Here is a 21,151-nt window from a genome sequence, read left to right as displayed (position 1 = left end):
GTAACCTCCGCTGTCGGTGCCGGACGGATCGTGTCGGAGGCCAGCGTGGCTATCGCCTTCATTCTGCTCGTAGCGCTGTGCGTGGCGCTGTCCGTCACCGGGATGGCGGTCGCCGGGTGGAGCTGGCTCTCGCTCGCCGGCGCGGCGCTGTTCGCCGTCCTGATCGTGGCCAGCTCGATCCACCGGTCCCGGCGGCGAGGCAGGCAACGCTGAGCGTCTGTCCTCAAAGGACGGGCGCGGTGAAGAGCGGCCCCGCTTCCGTCAACACGGCGGGCACGCCCAGCAGCCGGGCCGCCCCCGCAGGGGCACGGCGAGGTCCGGAAAGTCGTCCTCGCCCGCGTCGGGTGCGGGATACGGCAGGCCGATCCGCTTTCGCGCGATGCCCTGGTCACGGTACTCGCACAACGCATCGAGAACCGGTGCCCTGCTGTGGTCCATGGCGGAGGGATAACCGGCGGTGAGCCGAACCAAACCCCACGCCGGGGTCAGCGGGCGAAGATGGTCGCGCCGCCGTCCGGTGCGAACCGGGCTTGGAAGAACCTGAGGTGGCGTGGCTCGTAGGTGAAGGCGAGACCGCGGACGATGCTTTCGCGCTGCTGGTGGACTTCGATGACGTTGTCCGCGACGTAATCGATGTGGCTTCGGGTGTAGACCCGCCGGGGGATGGCGAGGCGGAGGAATTCCAGTGGCGGGAAACGGTTTTCGCCGGTGACGGGGTCGCGTCCGGCGGAGACGGCGCCGCGTTCGACGCCGCGGACGCCCGCCTGGAGGTACACGGCCGCGGCGAGGGTCTGCGCGGTGAAGCCGGTGCGTGGAAGGTGCGGCAGGGCGGCGGTGGCGTCGACGCACACGCAGTGTCCGCCCAGCGGCAGGATGATCGGGACACCCGCGTCGCGCAGCCGCCCGCCGAGGTGCTCGACCTGGGCGATGCGGGCCCGGATGTGGTCCTCCGCAACGGATTCGGCGATGCCCGCCGCGATGGCTTCCATGTCGCGGCCCGCCATGCCGCCGTAGGTGTGCAGGCCTTCGTAGAGCAGGACGAGCCCGCGTGCCTGCTCGGCCAGTTCGTTGTCCCGCAGGCCGATCCAGCCACCGATGTTGGCGAGACTGTCCTTTTTGGCCGACATCACGGCACCGTCGGTGGCCGCGCACAGCGCGAGGAGGATCTCCGCGACGGACGCGTTCGCCCAGCCGGGTTCGCGTTGCTGGACGAACCAGGCGTTCTCGATCGCGCGGGCGGTGTCGAGGAAGACCGGGATTCCGTTGGCGTGCGCCAGTTCGCTGACCTCGGTGAGGTTCGCGACGCTGATCGGCTGACCTCCGGCCATGTTCACGGTCGCGGCGATCGACACGTACGGAATCGACGCGGCGCCGAACTCGGCGATGACCGCGCGCAGCTTGCCGAGATCCACGTTGCCCTTGAACGGATGTTCGCACGACGGGTCGTGGGCCTCGTCGATGATGACGTCGTGGAAGGTCGCGCCGTTGAGCTCCTGATGCGCGCGGGTGCTCGGGAAGTACATGTTGCCTGGCACGTGCGTGCCGGGGCGGATCAGACAGCGGGACAGGATGTTCTCCCCGCCGCGCCCCTGATGCACGGGGATGACGTGCTCGTAGCCGTAATGCGCGCGGACGGCCTCCTCGAACACGTAGAAGCTGCGTGCCCCGGCATAGGCTTCGTCGCCGCGCATGAGCGCCGACCACTGCCGGTCCGACATCGCGTTGGTGCCGGAATCGGTGAACAGGTCGACGTAGACGTCCTCGGACCGGAGCAGGCACGGGTTCCACCCGGCGTCACGCAGCGCCTGCTCGCGGTACTCCCTGGTGGTCGCCCTGATGGGTTCGACCATTTTGACGCGCCACGGTTCGGGCGGGTATCCGATCATGTCAGCGCACCTCGATCGTCGGGCGGAGGCGGTTCAGGAGGGGGCCGGTCATCCCGGTGGTCACCAGCGCCATGACGATCATCGCGGTGGCGAAGACGCTGTCGACGACGCCGAGGCTCAGCCCGATGCTCACGAAGACGAGTTCGGTGACCCCTCGGGTGTTCATCAGGGTCGCGAAGAGCGCGGCCGAACGCGGGGTCTGCCCGGCGACTCGGGCCCCCAGATAGGCGCCTCCGCCTTTGCCGAGCACTGCGACCACGATGACGGCGAGGGTTTCCCCGGCAACGCGGAGGTCGAGGCCGCCGAGGTCGACCTTCTGTCCAATGAGGACGAAGTACAGGGGTACCAGCAGTGAGCCGACCGGCGCGACCAGACCGGCGGGATCGAGCCGGGGCATCGAACGCCCCGCCGCGACACCGGCGAGGAACGCGCCGAGCGCGGGGTGCAGCCCGATCGCGTCCGTGGCGGCCGCTCCGGCGCACGCGAGTGCCACCAGGAGCGCGATCGTCGCCTGGCGGGACAAGCGCTCGGCCCAGCGACCGAACCACCGCCCGGTGAGTCCGAAAAGGACGATCAGGATCGGCGCCGCGAGCATCGGCGACCAGGCCCGGGATCCGTCGTGCAGCGACGCGACGACGACCGCGAGCACGGTCCAGGCGCCCACGTCGGTGATCGCCGCCGCGGTGAGCGCGCACTGGCCCCTGGCGTCGTCGAGCAGGCCTCGTTCGCCGAGAATCCTTGCGAGCACGGGAAAAGCCGTCACCGCCATGGCCGCCGCGGTGAACAGCACGAACGCGGTCGTGCCCGCGGGTGCGTGGCGCGGCGCCAGCCACAGGGCGATCCCCGCCCCGAACGCGAACGGGACCACGGCGGCACCGGCGGCCGGGACGACGACGGCGGTGACGCGCCGCCGGGTCAGGTGCGGGGCGAGCCGGGCGCCGACACCGAACAGGAACAACGTCAGGCCCAGCTGGGCGACCGCGTCGAGGGTCGTGGTCACCGCGGCCGGAAGTCCCTTGGCGGGCAAGGCGAAGCCGAGCACCAGCCCGCAGGCGATCTCCCCGACGACCACGGGCTGGCCCAGCCTGCCCGCCGCCGCACCGGCGACGCGGGCCAGTCCCAGCAGGACGGCGAACGCGGCGAGCAGGATCGTGCTGTCAGACATCGGGCACCTGCCAGCGGCGGCCGTCTCGCGACGGCACCAGCCCGCCGGGGAACATCGGCGGCTCGTCACCCGCGGCGTCGCCCAGCATCCCGCGCAGTTGCAGCTGTGCCCCCTCCGCGAGCACGCTGTCGAGGAGATCGCCCGCGAAATCGCCGGAGGACATCCCGCCGACGAGGTCGGCGAAGGCTTCCCGATCCGTGCCATGGTGCCCGGTGACCCGGCGGGCTTGGCGGAAATACGTTCCTTCGTCGGTCCGCGTCCGGTAGAAGGCGATCAGGAACTCGCGGAACACCGCGAACTCCCGCCGGTAGCGGGCTTCGAACTCGGCGAAGCAGCGGTTCTCGGCCACCTCGCCCGCCAGCACGCTGTTGATCGATCGCGCGGCCAGCAAGGCGCTGTAGGTGGCCAGGTGCACGCCGGAGGAGAACACCGGGTCGATGAAGCAGGCGGCGTCGCCGACCAGGACCATTCCCGGACACCACAGGGCGGTCCGGTCGTAGGAGTAGTCCTTGCGCACCCGCAGGCGGTCGTACGGCGGGTCGGTGGCGCGGCTCGCGTCGCGGAGCAGGTCCGCGATCAGCGGGCAATCGCCGATCAGCGCGGGGAAAGCGCTCTCGACGTCACCCCGCACCCTGGCCGCGGCTTCGGACTTGATCACGGCGCCGACGCTGGTCAAGGTCGCGGACAGCGGGATGTACCAGAACCAGCCGTCGCCGAACGCCGCGCACAGGATGTTGCCCGAGTGGGGTTCGGGCAGCCGCCGGCCGCCGGTGAAGTAGCCGAACAGCGCGAGATTGCGGAAGTACGGCGAATACTCCCGCCTGCCGCCGACGTCGTTGTGCAGGCGGCTGCCGTTCCCGGAGGCGTCGACCACGAACCGCGCGGTGGCCAGCCGTTGGTGTCCCGTGTCGTCGACGTAGCGGACGCCGCTGACGCGGTCCCCGTCCCGCACCGTGCCGGTCACCCGACGGCCCTGGCGGACGTCGGCGCCGAGCCTGCGGGCGTTGTCGAGCAGGATGGTGTCGAACCGGGCGCGCTCGACCTGGTAGGCGTAGCAGGTCGGGCCCGCCATCCGGGGCGACGCCGCGAAGGCGAACAGCCACGGCTCGGGGTTCGTGCCCCACCGGAACAGGCCGCCGAACTTGCGGACGAACCCGGCCCGCTCGACGCGCTCGCGGACCCCGAGCAGCGCGCAGATCCCGTGCACGGTCGCGGGCAGCAGTGATTCACCGATCTGGTACCGGGGAAACGTTTCCTTGTCGAGCAGCAGCACCCGGTGGCCCTCCGCCGCGGTGAGGCCCGCCGCCGTCGAACCGCCCGGACCGCCGCCCACGACGATCACGTCGAAGTCGTTCGTCACAGCTCCGCTCCTTCCGCCCCGGTGGGCACGAGTTCGGCGAGCCGGGCCACCGTGCGGCGGCGCAGGACGTCGCGCAGGGAGCACGGCACTCCCTGAGCCCGCAGCCGTCCCGCGAGCGCGGCGGCGGACAGGCTGTGCCCGCCGAGCGCGAAGAAGTCGCTGTGCGCGTGCACGTCGAGGATTCCCAGGACGTCTCGGAACGGCGCCGCGACCAGTTCCTCGGTGGCGGTCAGCGTGGGACGCGGCGTTCTGGCGAGCGACGTCAACGCGGAACGATCGATCTTGCCGTGGGGCCCGAGCGGGAGCGCGTCGAGTGCGACGACGGCCGAAGGCACCAGATGATCCGGCAGTACCTGGCGAAGCCGCGTCCGCACGTCCTCACCGGTGCCGCGGTCGAGCACCACGTAGGCGACCAGCCGCTGCGTCGGCCCCTCACCCTCGGCACGGACCACGGCCTGGCGTACTCCTGGCAACGCCAACGTGGCGTGTTCGACTTCGCCCGGTTCGACGCGATACCCGCGGATCTTGACCTGGTCGTCCAGCCGTCCGAGCCACTCCAGCCGTCCGTCCGGCAGACACCGGCACAGGTCGCCGGTCCGGTACGCCCGATGCGGCGCGGTGCCGAACCGATCGGTGGTCAGCTCGGGACGGCCGAAGTACTCCAGCGCGAGACAGGCTCCGGTGACCACCAGTTCACCGGCCGCGCCCACCGGTACCGGCCGCAGTGCCGCGTCGACGACGCGGACGCCGGTGTTGCCGATGGGACGGCCGATCGCGGGCGTGTCCCGGCCGGCCAGCGGGCAGGTCGTGGTGAACACGGTGCACTCCGTGGGCCCGTAGAGGTTGACCGCGGTGAGCCCCGGTGCCGCGCGCAGCCGTGACCACAGCTCCCGGCCGATCGCGTCGCCGCCCATCAGCAGCAGCTCCGGACGTTCGTCGCCGGTGAGCAGTCCCGTGTCCAGCATCGCGGCCATGTGCGGCGGGACCGCTTCGACGACCGACAGCCGATGGTCGCGGATGAACCGGACGTACCGCTCGGGATCGGCGCGGACCTCGTCGGGCACCAGGTGCAGCTCGTGCCCGCCCGCCAGCCACAGCAAGGGATCCCACGAGGCGTCGAACGCCAGCGGCAGACCGTGCGCGACTCGTTGCGCTTTGCCGCCGGGCGGGAAGAACCGGGCCGCGAGTTCCCCGTAGAGGTTGACCAGGCTCCGATGTCCCACGACAACGCCTTTGGGGACACCCGTCGAGCCGGACGTGTAGAGGATGTACGCGGGGCCGTCGGGCGAAGCACCGGAGATCCGGCTCTCGTCGTAGTGGGAGATTCGAGCCTGCCAGCCGTCCGGCGGTAGCACGATGTCGGCTCGGTGCCCCAGCCGCTGGACGTCGGTCAGGAACACCGAAGGACGGGCCTCGGCGAGAATGGTGGCCACCCGTTCCCCTGGCCAGGTGGGATCGACCGGGAGATACACGGCCCCCGCCTTCGCGACCGCGAGCGGGGCCAGCACGGCAGGGGCGGACCGTGACAGCGCGCAGGCGACCACCGATCCCGGCAGGGCACCGGACTCCCGCAGCAGCCGGGCGAGGCGGGCGCTCCAGCGGTCGAGTTCGGCGAACGTCCACGCGGCACCGTCGGCGACCAGTGCGATCCGGCGCGGGGACAGCGCGGCGCGGTGTTCGACCAGCGCGGCCCAGCTCGTCCGGGGCAGCCGCCGCGTCACACCATCCATAATGGACAATCGAGGTTCAGGCATCGCTGTTCTCCTGCTCGGTGACGGCCTGTTCGATCCGGTGCATCCAGCGCCAGAACTCCGCTTCCCGCCCGGCGTCGAGCAGGCCGAGGTGACCGCCCGGCACGACGGCGGAGAAGAACCGCCCTGTCGTCCACCGCCGCCAGGCGCCGGTCGCGTCGTCGACGGTGCCGAACGCGTGATCGTCGCTGCCGCACAGCGCGGCGACCGGGCACGGCAGCGCGACCTCGGCGGGCCCGTGATACGCACCCATCAGCCGCAGGTCGCCGCGAAGCAGGTCCAGGGCGTACTCCCAGGCTTCGGGATGCTCTCGATAGCCGATCACCGGCGTCAGGCCGTTGCGGTCGAGCAGCCGTCCGAGCGCGACCGCGTCGGTCCGCGCGAAGCCGCCGGGCACCCGCCGCTGCGGTGCGCACGCCCCCACGACGACGACCGCGGCGGGCGCCACGCCGTGCCATGCCTGGATGCGCTGAGCCGCCTCGAACGCGACGAAGGCGCCCATGCTGAACCCGGCCAGCACCGTCCGCGGCACCGAGCGCGGGCCGAACTCGCCGAGGATCTCCCGCGCGATTTGCTCCGCCAGCTCTTCCAATGTGCCGGGCAGCGGGTCGAGAAGCCGGTCGCCCCGCCCCGGGTACTCCACACCCCAGGCGCCGGACGTCGCGTGCCCGATGCCCCGCATCGTGCCGAGCGTGCCCCCGGCGGGCGGGAAGCACAGGTATCGGTGGCCACGGGCCGGCTCGGGGTCTCCAGGAGACAAACCCGAGATCGCGGACGTCATCATGCGAATCCTCCGAAACGCCGTCGGCGGGCGCGTCGTAACCCGGAAGGGGGAGACCACGACCGTGTGCGGAATTGACCGCGCAGCCGCCTGCCGTAACCACGAAATGGGATCACCAGTGGTTCTTGTCCACGGTGAGTCGGCCGTGCGGAACCGCTGACTCTTTCCCGAATTATGTGAGCGCTCTGCGCTTGTGTCGCGTCGTCACCGAGGTCCGCGGTCGTTCACGAGCGACCGGCGGAACCGGCGACCTGCGCCTACGGGACCGACCTCCTCGACTGGCCTGCCCCTCCCGCTCCTTCACCGCGCGACGGTCACACCGGCCGCCGGACGAGTGCGGGCCCTCGTCCTCCTCTTCGTACTGCCCAACGCAAGCACTAGTCCGAAAGATACGACCTCCTTGGGCCATCCGGGGTAACGTTTTGATCGCAGAATTCGGCATCGTGAAACGCGTCCCCCGCGCGGGGGATCTTATTGTCCACAGTGGACTTTTCGTGCGGGAGTAAATGTGAATGGCTTGTCTCGCGGGAGACGCGAAGGAATTTCGTGAATTGTCGGAGATGTGTTTGTCCGGACACGCCTGGTGTGCAATTCGCCTTTGCGTATTTCCATTCAGCGCCTCCGGGCCGTCGGCCGGTGACGGCCCGGGGGCCGAGGGTGTCCGGCCCGTGAAGGACTTCTTGCCTTCCCTGAGCGCCGGTAAGGAGGCCTTCACGGACCTCGCAGCCGTCCGAACTCCGCGTAGCACCGGACGTCGTTCCGGCGACTTGCGGACATGAACCGGATGAACGGCAGGGTGGCGCGATGGTGGCACGGTCGTGAAGGGACGTGGTGGTGGTCGATAGTCGTGATCGTCCTCCCCGTCGCGGCGGTGGCCGCCGCGGCCGTGACGGCGCTGCTGGCTTTCGTCGGCGACGACGGCCAGCCTGGTGAGCAGGCGCGTAACCGGATCGAGCTGATCAGGACCGGGCTCACCGTCGGTGCGGGAGCCGCCGGTGTGGTCGCGTTGGTACTGAACGGGCGGCGTCAGTGGTCCACGGAGCACGACGCGCGTGAACGGCGTCTGACGGAGTTGTACGTGAAGGCGGTGGAACAGCTTGGCTCCGGCGAGGCCGCGGTCCGGCACGGTGGGCTCCACGCCCTCGAACGTGTCGCCAAGGACAACCCCGCGCACCGGCAAACCGTCGTCAACGTGCTCTGCGCCTACCTGCGTGCACCCTACGCGCTTCCCGGCGGGGAGTGCTCGCGACCGCGGCGCGGGATCCGCCGTCCCCTCGCCCCGTCGTCACCACGCCAGGCCGCGCCGCCACGATCCGTCCTGCGGGACGACGTCCAGCAGGAACGCGAGGTCCGGCTGACCGCGCAACGCATCCTGACCGCGCACCTCCGGCCCACCGACGATCACGGTCATCCGCTGAGCGCCTTCTGGGCGGATGTCGACCTCAATCTCACCGGCGCCACTCTCATCGACTTCGACCTCGCCGGCAGCCGGCTCGGAACGGCAATTTTCACCGGCGCCGAGTTCGTCGGAGGCGCAGGCTTCGACGGGGTGACCTTCACCGGGGACGCGCGGTTCGACGCCGCCGTCTTTCCCGTGAACACCGGGTTCGGGGGAGCGACTTTCGCCGGATACGCGGGCGTCGCCGGAGCGTCTTTCGCCGGGGACGCACGGTTCGGCGGGGCGAGGTTCTCCGGGAACACCGCGTTCGACGGTGCTTCGTTCGCCGGAGACGTCCGCTTCGGTAGAGCCACTTTCGCCGGGCATGCCGCGTTCGACGGGGCTTCCTTCGCCGGATACGCCGGATTCGTCAGAACGCGATTCGTCGCGTACACGGGGTTCGGCACCACGAGCTTCGCTGGGCACGCCGTATTCGACAACGCCACCTTTGCCGGATATACGGTGTTCGATGGGGCCACCTTCGCCGGTGACGCGGGTTTCGGCGGAGCGACGTTCGCCGGAGACGCCCTGTTCGACACGGCTGGCTTCGCTGGAGACGCCCGGTTCGGCAGGGCGAGCTTCGCCGGGAACGTGCGATTCGCCGACGCGACATTCGGTGGGGCCGCTGACTTCACCGACACGAAGTTCCGGCGAGGTGTGCCGGAACCGGCGAAGGCACTCGCGCCACCGGAAACCGGGGGCGTGCGCGGTACCGGCCCGGATGGTCGCCCCGGAAGCAGCCGATGAGAGGCCGGCCGCTTCAGTCCACAGTGGACAAATGGGCCGTCGGCCGGTCACCCGCGAGGCTTGGTGAGGAACACCGCGCCCGCGATGTGGCCGGGCGCGGGGTGGTCCATGTCGGCCGGCCGGTAACCGGCGCGCTGGTAGAGCTCGAGGTTGCGGATGCTGCGGTGTCCGGTGAAGAGCGTGAACCGCCGCGCGTCGGCGGGCGCCTGGTTCTCGACGTAGGACAACAGCCAGCGGCCGAGGCCGCGCCCGGCCAGATCGGGCGCCACCATGAGCCTGCCGAGTTCCCACGTCCGGCCGTCGAGCCGGGCGCGTGCCGCGGCGATCATCCGAGGGCCTTGCCGCACACGCCACGTCGACCACGTCCTGGTCCAATCGCGGACGTCGTCGAGGGTTTCGTGCAGTGCCGGGATGGCGAGGGTGTCGTTCGCGATGGCTTCCTGCACCCAGCAACAGCGTTGCAGGACCAGCAGTTCGGGGCATTCGCCGGGCAGGAGCGGAGCGATGTCGGCACCCGGGACGGCGGAGAGTTCGTCGAGACGCACGGCCCCGTGTCTAATGCCGGCCGGTCGCCCGGGGCAACCGGCTTTCGGCGGACGACGTCAGTCGCGGCGTCCTCCGGTGATCAGCCGGTAGCCGACGAGGATGATCAGCGCGCCCAGGATGGCCAGGCCCCAGGTCCGCAGGTCGAAGAAGGTCCCCAGCTGGACGTGGAACAGCGTCTTGCCGACCCAGCCGCCCACGAAGGCGCCGGCGACGCCGAGCAGGATCGTGATGATGCAGCCGCCGGGGTCCTTGCCCGGCATGAGGGCCTTCGCGATGATCCCCGCGACAAGACCCAGCACGATCCAGCTGATGATGCCCATGGGCTGTCCTCTCGTCCACGCCACGGCGTGTCAGTGGTTTCGGCGAAACAATTCGGCGCTACCGCGCGCCTCCGACAGCCTAGGGGCAAGCAGCCGTCGCCGTACCGCGGACGAGTGCGATCACGCGACGGGCTCGGGTTCCCGGTGCTCACTCGATTCGCGGAGCACGGGGGCCTTGGCGGGGGTCCGGCCGAGAAAGCCATAGGCGGCACCGACGAGCAGTCCTCCGCCGACGAGGTTGCCGAGCCCGACCCAGAGCAGATTGTGTTCGAAGGCGCCGAAGGTGACGCCGGGGACGTCGCCGAACAGGCCGAGCGAGAAGAGGGTCATGTTCGCCACCACGTGCTCGAAGCCGGAGCCGATGAAGGCGAGCAGGCACCAGAAGACCAAGGCCAGCTTGGCGCCGTCGGACCTGGTCCTGGCCGCCATCCACACCGCCAGGCAGACCAGGAAGTTGCACAGGACACCGCGGAAGAAGAGCATCCCGCTCGTCTCGGCGATCTTGGTCTTCAGCGTCGCGGCCAGCAGCGCGGCGGCCGGAGCGGTGTGCCCCGGGGTGCCGCCCGCCTGGAGCACCCCGCTTTCGTGCACCAGCCACGCGAACACCACCGAACCGGCGAGGTTGCCCACGAAGGAACCGAGGATGACGGCGATCGCGGCGCCGACACCGCCGCGCCGGGCGATCGCGCCCTGCACCATCGTCATCATGTTGCCGGTGGACAGTTCCGCGCCTGCGAACAGCACCGCGGTCAGCGCGATCCCGAACACCAGGCCCTGCACCAGCTTGGTCCACGGTGACCCGGCCGCGTTGAGCGGGCCGGTGACCGCGAGCAGCAGGACCACCGCGATCCCGATGTAGGCACCGGCCAGCGCCGAACTCAGCAGATAGCGGCCGGGACGCCGGAACTCGAGGAACTTGGATTCGGCGGTCCTGGCCTGCTCGGCCAGGGCGTCGGGAAGTGGCAAGGGCACGGCTGGTCCTCCGGAACTCGTCGGCTACGGCGATCGGATGATCACCGGGCCAGTGCAGCCGATGACCGCGCCGGCGTCGTGACCTCGGAGTCACAGTGCGATCACCAAGAGCGCACCTCGTGCCCGCCCCGGCGTGAGGGCGGTCAAATCCGGCTTTCCCGGCATTGTCGTGGCGGTGGGTTACACTGCCCGGCACCTGCGGGGGTAGTGCCAAAGGTGGATCACATGGGCAAGGGAGCGCACGAGCCGTCGGCGACGTTGCTGAGGTCGTTGAGCCGGTCCTCGCTGGGCAGAGCGCCGTCGCTCGCCGACACCCTGGTGGACATGGTGTGGGAGGACGTCTACGCGCCCCGCGGCCCGGTGCGGAAGGACGACCTGTGGCGGTCGTGCGACGCGAACATCAGCAGCATGCTCAGGGCGGTCAGTGGTTCCGGCCCGGCCGGGTCGGCGTTGCTGGAGACGGCGCGGGCGACCGGGGCGCGGCGGGCGGGGCAGCACTGCCCGTTCGCATGGGTGCGGCACGCGTGGCGCGTCGGCGGCCAGGTCATCTGGGAGGACTTCGCCGCGCAGGCGGGCACCGGCGACGTCGACGAGATGCGCCGCCTGGTCGAGTCGGCGACGACGGTGTGGCGGGTGGTGGACGAGTTCACCGCCGAGATGGCCGAGGCCTACCGCGCGGTGGAGCAGGAGATGTACGCGCCGCCGGACCGGCGGACGCTGGAACTGTTCGACGCCTTGCTCGACGGCACGATCACCGAGCCCACCGCCGAGATGACCCGGCTGCTCGGGCTGCCCCCGGACGGCGGATTCGTGGTGGTGGTGACCGAGGTGCTGGGCCAGGCCGCGTTGCACGGAGCCCTGCGGTCGGCGCGGGCGGCCGGTTCGCACGTGGTGTGGCGCCGCAGGCCGGGAGCGTCGGTCGGGATCGTGACGACGGCGGGCGGTGAAGCGCGGGAGCTGGCCACGGTGCTCGCGCCGTCGTTGTCCGGGCGGACGGGACTTTCGCCGGTGCTCGGCACGCTCACCGAGGTGGCGGAGGGCAGGCGGCTGGCGGAGCTGGCGATGGCCACGATTCCGCCTGGCACCACGGGAATCGTCGCGCTGGACGACTGCCTGCCGGACGCGCTGGTGCTCGGCTCGCCGCGGCTCGCGCGGCGGCTGATCGACGTCACGTTCGGGCCGTTGCTGGAGCTGCCCGGCGCCGAACGCGGGGAACTGCTGGACACCGCGACGGCGTGGGTGCGCTCGGCCGGGTCCGCGGTCCAGGCGGCCCGCACGCTGTACTGCCATCGCAACACCGTGCTGAACCGCCTGAACCGTATCCGGGCGCTGACCGGGGTGGACCTCACCGACACCGCGAGCTGGTCGCAGGTCACGCTGGCGCTCTCGGCGCTGCGGTACCGGGAGGGCAGGGCTCAGGCGCCGGGGAGCACGCCCGAGGGGTAGAACCGTTCGCGCAGGGCCTTTTTCGAGAACTTGCCGGTGCTGGTCTTGGGCACCTCGTCGATGAAGTGCACCTCGTCGGGCAGCCACCATTTCGCGACGCGGCCGGTCAGGTGGGCGACGATGTCCTCGGTGCCGAGGCGGGCGCCCTCGGCGAGCACGACACAGGCGGCCGGGCGTTCGGACCAGCGTTCGTCCGGTTTGGCGATCACCGCGGCCTCGACGACGTCCGGATGGGCCATGATCTCGTTCTCCAGCTCGACGGAGGAGATCCATTCGCCGCCGGACTTGACGAGATCCTTGGTCCGGTCGACCAGCCGCACGAATCCCTTGGCGTCGATGGTCGCCACGTCCCCGGTGCGCAGCCAGCCGTCGCCGGTGAACGAGTTCGCGTCACTCCCGCCGCCGAAGTAGGCGGCGGCGATCCACGGCCCCGACGCCTGCAACTCCCCGAAAGCCGTGCCGTCCCATGGCAGTTCGGCGCCGGACTCCGGATCGACGATGCGCAGGTCGACCAGCGGCACGGCCTGGCCCTGGCTCGCGCGGACGCCGGCGAGCGCGGCCGCGCCGAGGCCGTCGTGGTGGCTGCGAGGGGAGGCGACGGTGGCCAGCGGGCTGGTCTCCGTCATGCCCCAGGCCTGTGTGATCGGCAGGCCCGCGCCGGTCCGCCACGCCTCGGACAGCGACTTCGGCACCGCCGAACCGCCGCCGAGGACCATGCGGAGACTGGACAGGTCGTAGTCGCCCAGCAACGGGACCGCGCCCAGCCAGATCGTGGGCACCCCGGCGGTGACGGTCACCCGATGCCGCTGGATGAGGCCGAGCAACGCGCCGGGCCGCATGGCGGGACCGGGGAACACGAGGTCGGCGCCGCAGAGCACGGCCGCGTACGGCAGGCCCCACGCGTTGACATGGAACATCGGCACAACCGGCAGGAGCCGGTCTCGTTCGCCGAGCCCGAGCGTGTCGGCGGTGAGGCTGATCAGCGAATGCAGCACGGTCGAGCGGTGCGAATACAGGACGCCCTTCGGGTTTCCGGTGGTGCCGGAGGTGTAGCAGAGCGCCGCCGCGGTGTCCTCGTCCTCGACGGTGAATCGGCCGTCGAACGGTTCCGCCACGGCGAGCAGTTGTTCGTAGTCGAGTACGCGCGGGTCGTCCGGGATCTCGGTGTCGGCGCCGTCGTCGATCACCACCCAGTGCCGGACACCCGGCAGCCGATCGGCCAGCGGCCAGATGAGCGGCAGCAGCGAGCGCTCGACGAACACGATCTCGTCGCCCGCGTGCTCGACGATGTACTGGAGCTGCTCGGCGAAAAGCCGGATGTTGAGCGTGTGCAGGACCCGCCCGGTGCACGGAACCGCGAAGTACAACTCGAGGTGACGCTGGGTGTTCCAGGCGAAGCTGCCCACGCGTGCCTCGGCGGAGACACCGAGTGTGTCGAGCACGGTCGCCAGCCGGCGGACGCGTTCCGCCCACTGGGCGTAAGTCACCCGTGACTCACCGTCCACAGTGGCCGTCAGGATCGACTTGTGGCCGAAGATCCGCTCGGCGCGGTGGAACACGTGCGGCAGCGTCAGCGGCCGGTCCTGCATCAACCCGTGCATCGATTCTCCTTGTCGGGGCCCAGAGTTCTCCCTTTCTGGCATGGCCCCGATCGGCCGGGCAAACCTCTTCGACACAGTGCACAGGCGGGCGCGCGGAACAATGGGCATTCGGTCCATAGGCCATTCGGAGTAGTCTGTGTCACACTCTCGTTCTCGACAGAGGCGCATCGCCGCGCGGCTTTCGGCTCGGCGCGTGCGTGCGAACGTTCGGATCGGCCGGGAGGACAGTCGATGGCAGGGCAGCACCGGACCACCCCAGACGAGCCGCGGGCCATGCGGCGGCGGCGTTTCCTCGGTTACCTCCTCGCCGCGCCCACGCTGGCGGTGGCCGCGCGGATCGGCACCGACACCCTCAGTCCCGCGACGGCGGGCGCGGCGATCCCCTCGCCGCCCGAACCCGCCGACCTGCTCGATCTCGGCGACGCGCTCACCATGGCCGCCGCGCCGACCTCGGGCCTCATCGCGATCCAGGTGAACAAGGACGGCACGGCGTCGTTCGCGGTGCCGCGGGCCGAGGTGGGCCAGGGCATCACCACCACGGTCGCGATGCTCATCGCCGAGGAAATGGACCTGCCGCTGGACAAGGTCGTCATCGGCCTCGCCGACGCCCGGCCGGAACTGCTGTTCAACCAGCTCACCGGCGGGTCGAACTCGGTGCGCTCGATCTACGGGCCGGTCCGCACCGCGGCGGCGATCGCGCGGTCCCGGCTGCTGTCCACCGCGGCGGCGAAGTGGAACGTCCCGGTGTCCTCTTTGACCGTCCACAATGGTGTGATCAGTTCGGCGAGCGGATTGCAGGCGACGTACGGGTCACTGGCCGAGGCCGCCGCGAGCAGCAGGACCGAACAGGTCACCGCGCAGCCCAAGACGAAGACGGCGTTCAAGCTCGTCGGTACCCCGCAGACCCGCATCGACGCCCGTGACGCGGTCACCGGCCGCAAGCGGTTCACCATGGACCTCCAGGTTCCCGGCGCGAAGCCGACCATGGTGTGCCGCCCGCCGACGATCAACGGAACCGTGAAATCGGTGGGGAATCTCGCCGCGGTCAAGGCGATGCCGGGCATCACCGACGTCGCGATCGTGTCGACCGGGGTCGCCGTGCGGGGCGAGACCTTCGGCCAGTGCATCGACGCCGTGCGCGCGCTGCAGGTGAACTGGGGCCCTGGCACCGTCGACGGCGAGTCCGACCAGACGGTGCTGGCGAAGCTCAAGGCGGCGACGCTGCCGATGGCCGTTCCGCCGGTGCTGACCAGCTCCCTCGACGCGGAGTTCGTCTTCGCCTTCGCCAGCAACAGCGCGCTGGAGACCAACTGCGCCATCGCCGACGTCCGGCCGGGCAGTGCCGAGATCTGGGCCGGGCTGAAGTCGCCGATCACCACCCAGGAACAGCTCGCGGTGAACCTCGGCCTCCCGGTGAGCGCGGTGAAGGTGCACGTCGTCACCGGCGGCGGCTCGTTCGGCCGCAAACTGTTCGGCGACGCCGCGCTGGAAGCCGCGGAGATCTCCCGCAAGATCGGCAAACCGGTCAAGCTCATGTGGCATCGCACCGACGACTCCCGGCACGGCCGCACCCACCCGATGTCGATCTCCCGTGTCCGGGTCAACTACGCACTCGGCAACGTGGTCAGCTACGAACAGCGCCACACCAGCGCCACCACCGACTTCGGTCACGGCCTCGGGGAGATCCTCACCTCGGTCGCGGCGAAACTCCCGGTCGGTGATCTCGGCTTCTCGGAAACCGTTTTCTCGTTGTCCCAGTCGGTTCCCTACGACTTCGGTGTCACCACGCAGCTGCTCAACGAGGTCCCGCTGAAGTTCCACACCGGCAGCATGCGCAACGTGTACTCCCCGAACGTCGTCTGCGCGCGGGAACTCGTCGTGGACCAGCTGGCCGCGAAGATGGGCAAGGACCCGCTCGCGTTCCGCCGGTCGTTCATGAAGAACGATCGCTACCGCGCGGTGCTCGACGCGGTCGCGAAGGCGGGGAACTGGGGGAAGGCGATGCCCGCCGGGACCGCGCAGGGCATCGGGTTCCACTCCGAGTACAAGAGCTGCAGCGCCGTCCTCGTCGAGATCGACTGCCGCCCCGAGACCGTGAACCGCAAGATCCCCAACGGCGTCGCGGGGCCGCGGGTCACCAAGGCGATCATGGCCGTGGACGTCGGGCTCCCGATCAACCCGCGCGGTCTCGAAGCCCAGATGATCGGCTGCGTCAACGACGGCATCGCGCTGGCACTGACCTCCAGCCTGCACATCGACAAGGGACTTCCGCTGGAAGGCAGCTGGGACAACTACTTCTACACCCGGCAGTGGAACACCCCGCCCGAGATGAAGATCATCGTGATGCCCGCGAACGGCGAACCCGGCGGTGCCGGGGAACTGGGCGTGGCAGGCTCGCTCGCCGCGGTCGCCTGCGCCTACGGCCGTGCCACCGGGAAGACGCCCACCCGGTTCCCGATCAACCACGACACCCTGGGTTTCGAGCCCAAACCCCGGATTCCCCCGATTCCGCAGTCGCCCGTCGACGGCCTCGACCACACCTACTGACCACGGAGTTCCGCGTGCCTCAACACACCTTCATCGTCAACGGCAGGAAAGTGACCGTCGACGCCGCCGACGACGTCCGGCTGCTCTGGGTGCTGCGCGATCTGCTCGGCATCACCGGTCCCAAGTACGGCTGCGGGATCAACGTCTGCAAGGCCTGCACCAGCCACATCAACGGCAAGGCGTTCAATCCCTGCTCCGTGCCGGTCTCGGCGATCAAGCCGGAGGACGAGATCACCACCGTCGAAGGCCTCGCCGACCCCGCCACCGGCGAACTGCACCCCATGCAGGAAGCCTGGCTCGAGCACGACGTCGCGCAGTGCGGCTACTGCCAGCCCGGCCAGATCATGGCGGCGATCGCCAAGGTCAAGAAGGCCCGCGCCGAAGGCCGCGAAATCGGCGACGCCGATTTCGACGAAATCCGCAACATCTGCCGATGCGGTACCTACTCGCGTATTCGTGAAGCGATCAAAACCGGCGCCGGAAAGATGTGACCACACCTCCCGGCGCTCACCTGGCGCGGCTGCGACGGCATCCTCGCCAGGTGAGCGCCGAGAGGTCGATGTCGTGGTGTCGAAGGAAGAACGCGTCGGCACCGAACAGTTGCCGATGCGCTGAGGGTGTTGCGCTTCGTGTCGACCGCTTATCACCCGAACGGCCGTAGCTCTCCCGAATGTGACGACAAAGCCCGTCGCCGTCTGTCTTCCGTGCCTGGTGACAAAGTGTGATGGCCGCCCGGCGGTGACCGGTGCGAGTGACACCTCGTCACCGCGCGCACGGGTAATCGATCATCGCTCTCCCCCTTCCTCTGCCGAGCTGTACCCCGAGACGGCCGATCGCAGTACGGTGTGCTCCGCGCCGGGCGGTCCGCTGCGTCCACTTCCTTCGGGCTGCCTGGCGCGCCGAAAGTCGTTGGGGCGAGGGGAGAGGGGGCCGCACGGCCATGACGCAGCCCGCTGTGCCGGATGGCGTGGCACGACTGGATGCCGAGTTCCAAGGGTGGCTCGCCCACGAGCAACTCCGGATCAGGGACCAGCAAGGAACAGGAGACGTGGGCAAGGGCTTCAGCCTGGACCGTGGTGAAGCCGAGCGAATGCTCGAACAGGCCCGCGCGCTGAAAGGCAGGGTCAAGGACGCCGAGGCGGATGCGAACGCGCTGGCGCAGATACACCCTCCGGCCCGGGACCCGGCCAGCATCGCGTACCACGGTGATCTGACACGCCGGGCCGACGGACAGCCCGCGGCATTCTCCTTCGGTGCGGGGCACCTTCGGGTCCAGCACGCTTACCTCAAGGAATTGGTCTTCAGGCTGGAAACGGCATTGGGCAGGACGCACGAATCCGATGAGAACGCCGCAGAAGGAATCGCGAAAGCCGGGACCGCTGCCGGAGGAGATCTCGTATGAGAATTCGCAGCACCGCTTCGGTGTTCGGTGTGGGAGTTGTTTTCCTGCTCGCGGGTTGCTCCGGCGGGGAGACCGGATCGGCGGCGCCGCCGAAATCCTCGGTTGATCCGGCGGGCTCTTCGAGCGGCCGGGCGAATGGACAGGCGTTGCCTTATGCCGGAGCGCCCAAGGTGGCGGAACCGCTTTCCTCGTCGGTGCTCTCGAGCGGCCCATGCGCCGCGTTGACGCCACAGCAAGTCAAAACGGCACTCGGGGTGGATGCTCAAGGACGGTCCGACACCCTGCCGGGTATCGGACCCAAGTGTATCTGGGACAACCTCGAAAGAGGCGCCAAGGTAACCGTTTACTACGTCACGGAAACCGGTCGCGGCCTGAGCGGCCTGTATGAGAACACGAAACCGCAGGCTGCTGTCTGGAAGCCCTTGCCGGGTATCCAGGGCTTCCCCGCTGTGGCCTATGTCGCGTCGACCGGCGGTGATCCCCGGGAGTTCTGCGCGGTCAGTGTCGGGATAGCCGACAATCTCACGGTGGAAACCGCGGTGAGCCTCGGGGAGAGCAAGATCGGTAAGGCGGATCCGTGCGCTATCGCCCCCAAGGAAGCGGACGCGGTCGTCACCACCTTGCGCGCGAAGGCTGGTGCCTGATCGTGGGAATCTTCGACGGGGTGGCGCATCTCGGGGAATCCGTGCTCGGCAAGGTGAAGGAAGGCGGCAAGACGCTCGCTCATCTCGCCGGGGGCGCCGCGGGGTGGGTGGACGATCTGTTCAAGGGAAACCTCGGTACCCAGGCCGTGCCCGCCCCGGAAGTCATCGGCCAGGTCATCAACGGCGATTCCGGCGACTGGTTCCGCGGTGTCGGCCTTGCCGAAACACTTTCCGTGGCGCAACGGGATTTCACGAGCCAGACGTCGCAGATTCTGAGCGGACTCGAGTCGTCATGGACCGGATCGGCGTCGGACGCGGCGCTGGCGAGGATCCGCAGATTCCGCGACGTAGCGATCGACGCGGACGTGACCTTCAAAGGCAACAGCAGGAGTCTCGCCACGGTCGGGCACGGGTTCACCCGCGCGCAGACCAGTATGGAACCGCTCCCGAACCGGCCGGACAAGAGCTTCTTCGACGTCGTATCGCCGTGGAAAACCGACACGGAGAAGGCGATCGACAATTACAACAAAACCGTCGACCGGAACATGGCGATCTATCGGGAGTACACCGAGCAGACCCGGGCAGGCAGCGCCCAGCTCAGTATCGACTACGGCCAGCTCGGGGCGTACGACGGCGGCGCGATCACCGCGGCCGGCTCGGGCGGTGGTGGCCGCAAGGACCCTGATCAGGGGAACCACCACATTGTTCCGCCACGACAGCAGAACCCGTGGCAGCAGGCGGGTGAAAGGACGACGGCCCGGTCCTCGGCACCGGTGCCGGGCAGCACGAGCGAGCACGGACGTCGTCCTGGTGCGCAGAGTCCTGGTGAGCAGGGTATCGACCGCCGGCAGGCCGCGGTCCCGCACGGCCGTGACGACACGACGACCGCGGGATTCGTCCCCGCGAGTTCCCGGTTCGGACTCCCCGGAAATGATTCCTCCTCCGTTGTTTCCGGCGGTGGTGGGGCCTCCGGCGTCGGCGGCTCCAGCGGGAGTGGTTTTCCCGGTGCTGCCGGCGGGAACGGACGGGACGCCCCGTCCGGTGGCAGTTCCGGCCGCCCCGGTTTCGGGACCGGTACCGGGAAACAGACCGGCAGTGCGCTTCGCGGTGCGACGACGGCGCAAGGCGGCGGTGCCGGAAACGCGGGGACCGCGCCGTCGGGCGGTCCGGCGGGGATCGCTCCCGGCGGTGGTGGCCGGAACGGCAGGGGCGAGGATCGGGAACGCGACCGCAGGTTCGTGCTGGACGATCCCCTCTTCGCCGGGAGCGAACGGCCGGACGAGGTGGATCCCACGACGGGACTTCCGCCCGTACCGCCGACAATCGGCGCCTGAGCGGGCGCGAAGGGGAGTCGCGTGGAGGTGATCGACAGACCGGTCGTGCTGCCGAAGGTGGCGTTCCTGACCGCCTGGGAAATGATCGATCTGGGTGATCCGCATCCGGTGATCGGTACCAACCTCCGGTACGTGATGACCGACGACTTCGCGCGGCGGTTGCACGCGCGCACCATGGAGCTGCTCGGCGACCACGGTCTGGCGCGCCACAGCCGGCTCAACGGCCTGTGGCGCTCGACGTTGCGGGTCATCAACGGCGCCGAAGGCGAGTACTACGGCTGGAGTGCCTTTCAGGATGGCACGTCCTGCGCGGTGCTGGTCGCGCATCGCGGCGGGGTGGCGGTGCGCGTCGTGGTGAACGACAGCATCGTCGTCATCGAACCGGTCGCCCCGAAATGGTTCGCCACGACATTGCTGGACACGCTTCCCGAGGTTCCCGCCGCGCCTGTGCGCACCGTCAGCGTGCCGAGAGGATTTTTCGACGATCCGCACCCTGTATCGGCGAGCCCGCTGGCCGAGCCACCGGACACCGGCGACGTCGACTACGTGAAGCAGGTGATGGCCGAGCCGCGGGACGCGGTTCACCAGCTCTACACCGCGCGGCGCGCCGAAGACGGAAGCAGGCTCAGCAGCTGCCCGATCACCGCGGTCGACCTCACCGGCAGGGGCCGGGTCCTGTCCTTCGAAACCGGCGACGAGCACGTCGTGCTCAAGGCGGCGACCCCACGCGACTTCGTTCTCACCCTCAACACGACCCACGAGAGCCTGTAACCGCGGTGCGTGCCCGATTGTCTCGCGCGCGCGACGATTTTCCTTCAGGAGAGCGTAATTCGATGGTTGGGCATTGACATCGTCCCGGCGGCGGGGGTGAACGGCCGACGGCGCGGTGGCTGGTTCCGGTCTTTCTCGATGTGGTGGTGGTTTTCGCGGGTGCGTGGTCTGGCGGGCACGCCATCCGAGTGGTATTGGTTCTTCGGGCTGTGAGGTGGGCGGCGGGGCGGCAGACTGCGAGGGTGTGGCCGAGGGGGAGATGATGGGGCACGAGTCGGCGGCGAAGTGGGTGACACGGCCGGTCGGTGTGCGGGCCGGCCGGTGGGGATCCGGACCGGCTCGCCGGAGACCACGCGGTGCTTCGGGACACGCGTTCCCGCGAGTCCGTCAGCTGAGGAGTGGACACTTCTTTGTCATTTGACAATGATCCACAGTGCGGT

19 protein-coding genes are annotated in these 21,151 nt (G+C 69.6%); 9 read left to right on the top strand and 10 right to left on the bottom strand.

What is annotated here, in order from left to right; genetic code table 11:
- The first annotated feature begins 45 nt into the window (after positions 1-45).
- A complete protein-coding gene (locus ACFWY9_RS20750; protein ID WP_378325821.1) occupies positions 46-213 on the top strand; it encodes a hypothetical protein in 168 nt (55 codons plus the stop codon).
- A 48-nt stretch (positions 214-261) separates the two neighbouring features.
- Here ACFWY9_RS20750 and ACFWY9_RS20745 read toward each other — a convergent pair whose 3' ends face one another.
- Genes ACFWY9_RS20745 through ACFWY9_RS20720 form a run of 6 tightly spaced genes read right to left on the bottom strand, consistent with a single transcriptional unit; the run spans position 262 to position 6,943 of the window.
- A complete protein-coding gene (locus ACFWY9_RS20745; protein WP_378339599.1) occupies positions 262-438 on the bottom strand; it encodes a hypothetical protein in 177 nt (58 codons plus the stop codon).
- Positions 439-485: 47 nt separating this feature from the next.
- Positions 486-1,886 (bottom strand): tryptophanase, encoded by a 1,401-nt coding sequence (locus tag ACFWY9_RS20740; protein WP_378325823.1) that lies wholly within the window; start codon positions 1,884-1,886, stop codon positions 486-488.
- A gap of 1 nt (position 1,887) precedes the next feature.
- Complete coding sequence (locus ACFWY9_RS20735; protein ID WP_378339597.1) at positions 1,888-3,051, bottom strand: cation:proton antiporter; 1,164 nt, start codon at positions 3,049-3,051, stop codon at positions 1,888-1,890.
- Positions 3,044-4,411: a tryptophan 7-halogenase gene (locus ACFWY9_RS20730; RefSeq protein WP_378339595.1), complete on the bottom strand. Its 1,368-nt coding sequence runs from the start codon at positions 4,409-4,411 to the stop codon at positions 3,044-3,046. Before ACFWY9_RS20730 ends, ACFWY9_RS20735 begins: the two co-directional genes overlap by 8 nt.
- Entirely contained in the window at positions 4,408-6,165 is a 1,758-nt protein-coding gene (locus ACFWY9_RS20725) for an amino acid adenylation domain-containing protein (protein ID WP_378339594.1), read from the bottom strand. The genes ACFWY9_RS20730 and ACFWY9_RS20725 overlap by 4 nt, the downstream gene beginning before the upstream one ends.
- The gene (locus ACFWY9_RS20720; RefSeq protein ID WP_378325828.1) at positions 6,158-6,943 is read right to left on the bottom strand and encodes a thioesterase II family protein; all 786 of its coding nucleotides are present in this window, start codon (positions 6,941-6,943) and stop codon (positions 6,158-6,160) included. Before ACFWY9_RS20720 ends, ACFWY9_RS20725 begins: the two co-directional genes overlap by 8 nt.
- A 775-nt stretch (positions 6,944-7,718) precedes the next feature.
- Between ACFWY9_RS20720 and ACFWY9_RS20715 the strand changes: the two genes are divergently transcribed.
- Positions 7,719-9,128: a pentapeptide repeat-containing protein gene (locus ACFWY9_RS20715; protein ID WP_378339592.1), complete on the top strand. Its 1,410-nt coding sequence runs from the start codon at positions 7,719-7,721 to the stop codon at positions 9,126-9,128.
- Between the two features lie 47 nt (positions 9,129-9,175).
- Here the strand turns inward: ACFWY9_RS20715 and ACFWY9_RS20710 are convergent, their stop codons facing one another.
- The 3 genes from ACFWY9_RS20710 to ACFWY9_RS20700 all read right to left on the bottom strand — a co-directional run bounded on the left by ACFWY9_RS20710 (position 9,176) and on the right by ACFWY9_RS20700 (position 10,966).
- On the bottom strand, positions 9,176-9,673 hold the full coding sequence (locus ACFWY9_RS20710) for a GNAT family N-acetyltransferase (protein ID WP_378325830.1): 498 nt from the start codon (positions 9,671-9,673) through the stop codon (positions 9,176-9,178).
- Between the two features lie 57 nt (positions 9,674-9,730).
- Positions 9,731-9,994: a GlsB/YeaQ/YmgE family stress response membrane protein gene (locus ACFWY9_RS20705; protein ID WP_378325831.1), complete on the bottom strand. Its 264-nt coding sequence runs from the start codon at positions 9,992-9,994 to the stop codon at positions 9,731-9,733.
- Positions 9,995-10,114: 120 nt separating this feature from the next.
- Positions 10,115-10,966, bottom strand: a complete 852-nt coding sequence (locus ACFWY9_RS20700) for a formate/nitrite transporter family protein (RefSeq protein WP_378325833.1) — start codon at positions 10,964-10,966, stop codon at positions 10,115-10,117.
- Between the two features lie 225 nt (positions 10,967-11,191).
- Between ACFWY9_RS20700 and ACFWY9_RS20695 the strand changes: the two genes are divergently transcribed.
- Entirely contained in the window at positions 11,192-12,412 is a 1,221-nt protein-coding gene (locus tag ACFWY9_RS20695; protein ID WP_378325835.1) for a PucR family transcriptional regulator, read from the top strand.
- Here ACFWY9_RS20695 and ACFWY9_RS20690 read toward each other — a convergent pair.
- Positions 12,382-14,013 carry a long-chain fatty acid--CoA ligase gene (locus tag ACFWY9_RS20690; protein ID WP_378339591.1) on the bottom strand — a complete coding sequence of 544 codons (1,632 nt, stop codon included), beginning with the start codon at positions 14,011-14,013 and terminating at the stop codon, positions 12,382-12,384. The genes ACFWY9_RS20695 and ACFWY9_RS20690 overlap by 31 nt on opposite strands.
- A 231-nt stretch (positions 14,014-14,244) precedes the next feature.
- Between ACFWY9_RS20690 and ACFWY9_RS20685 the strand changes: the two genes are divergently transcribed.
- The 6 genes from ACFWY9_RS20685 (at position 14,245) to ACFWY9_RS20660 (ending at position 20,711) form a co-directional block, all read left to right on the top strand.
- Complete coding sequence (locus ACFWY9_RS20685; protein WP_378339589.1) at positions 14,245-16,560, top strand: molybdopterin cofactor-binding domain-containing protein; 2,316 nt, start codon at positions 14,245-14,247, stop codon at positions 16,558-16,560.
- 14 nt (positions 16,561-16,574) lie between these two features.
- Positions 16,575-17,051, top strand: coding sequence for a (2Fe-2S)-binding protein (locus ACFWY9_RS20680; protein ID WP_378325839.1), 477 nt, complete (start codon positions 16,575-16,577; stop codon positions 17,049-17,051).
- Positions 17,052-17,500: 449 nt separating this feature from the next.
- Positions 17,501-17,962, top strand: coding sequence for a hypothetical protein (locus tag ACFWY9_RS20675; protein ID WP_378325840.1), 462 nt, complete (start codon positions 17,501-17,503; stop codon positions 17,960-17,962).
- The gene (locus tag ACFWY9_RS20670; protein WP_378339588.1) at positions 17,959-18,606 is read left to right on the top strand and encodes a DUF3558 domain-containing protein; all 648 of its coding nucleotides are present in this window, start codon (positions 17,959-17,961) and stop codon (positions 18,604-18,606) included. The genes ACFWY9_RS20675 and ACFWY9_RS20670 overlap by 4 nt, the downstream gene beginning before the upstream one ends.
- Positions 18,607-18,608: 2 nt before the next feature.
- Entirely contained in the window at positions 18,609-19,940 is a 1,332-nt protein-coding gene (locus tag ACFWY9_RS20665) for a hypothetical protein (RefSeq protein WP_378325842.1), read from the top strand.
- Between the two features lie 27 nt (positions 19,941-19,967).
- Entirely contained in the window at positions 19,968-20,711 is a 744-nt protein-coding gene (locus ACFWY9_RS20660; RefSeq protein WP_378339587.1) for an ESX secretion-associated protein EspG, read from the top strand.
- Positions 20,712-21,151: the final 440 nt, after the last annotated feature.

Source organism: Amycolatopsis sp. NPDC059027 (assembly GCF_042739735.1).
Lineage (GTDB): Bacteria > Actinomycetota > Actinomycetes > Mycobacteriales > Pseudonocardiaceae > Amycolatopsis.
This window is presented reverse-complemented; position numbering and strand designations above follow the sequence as displayed.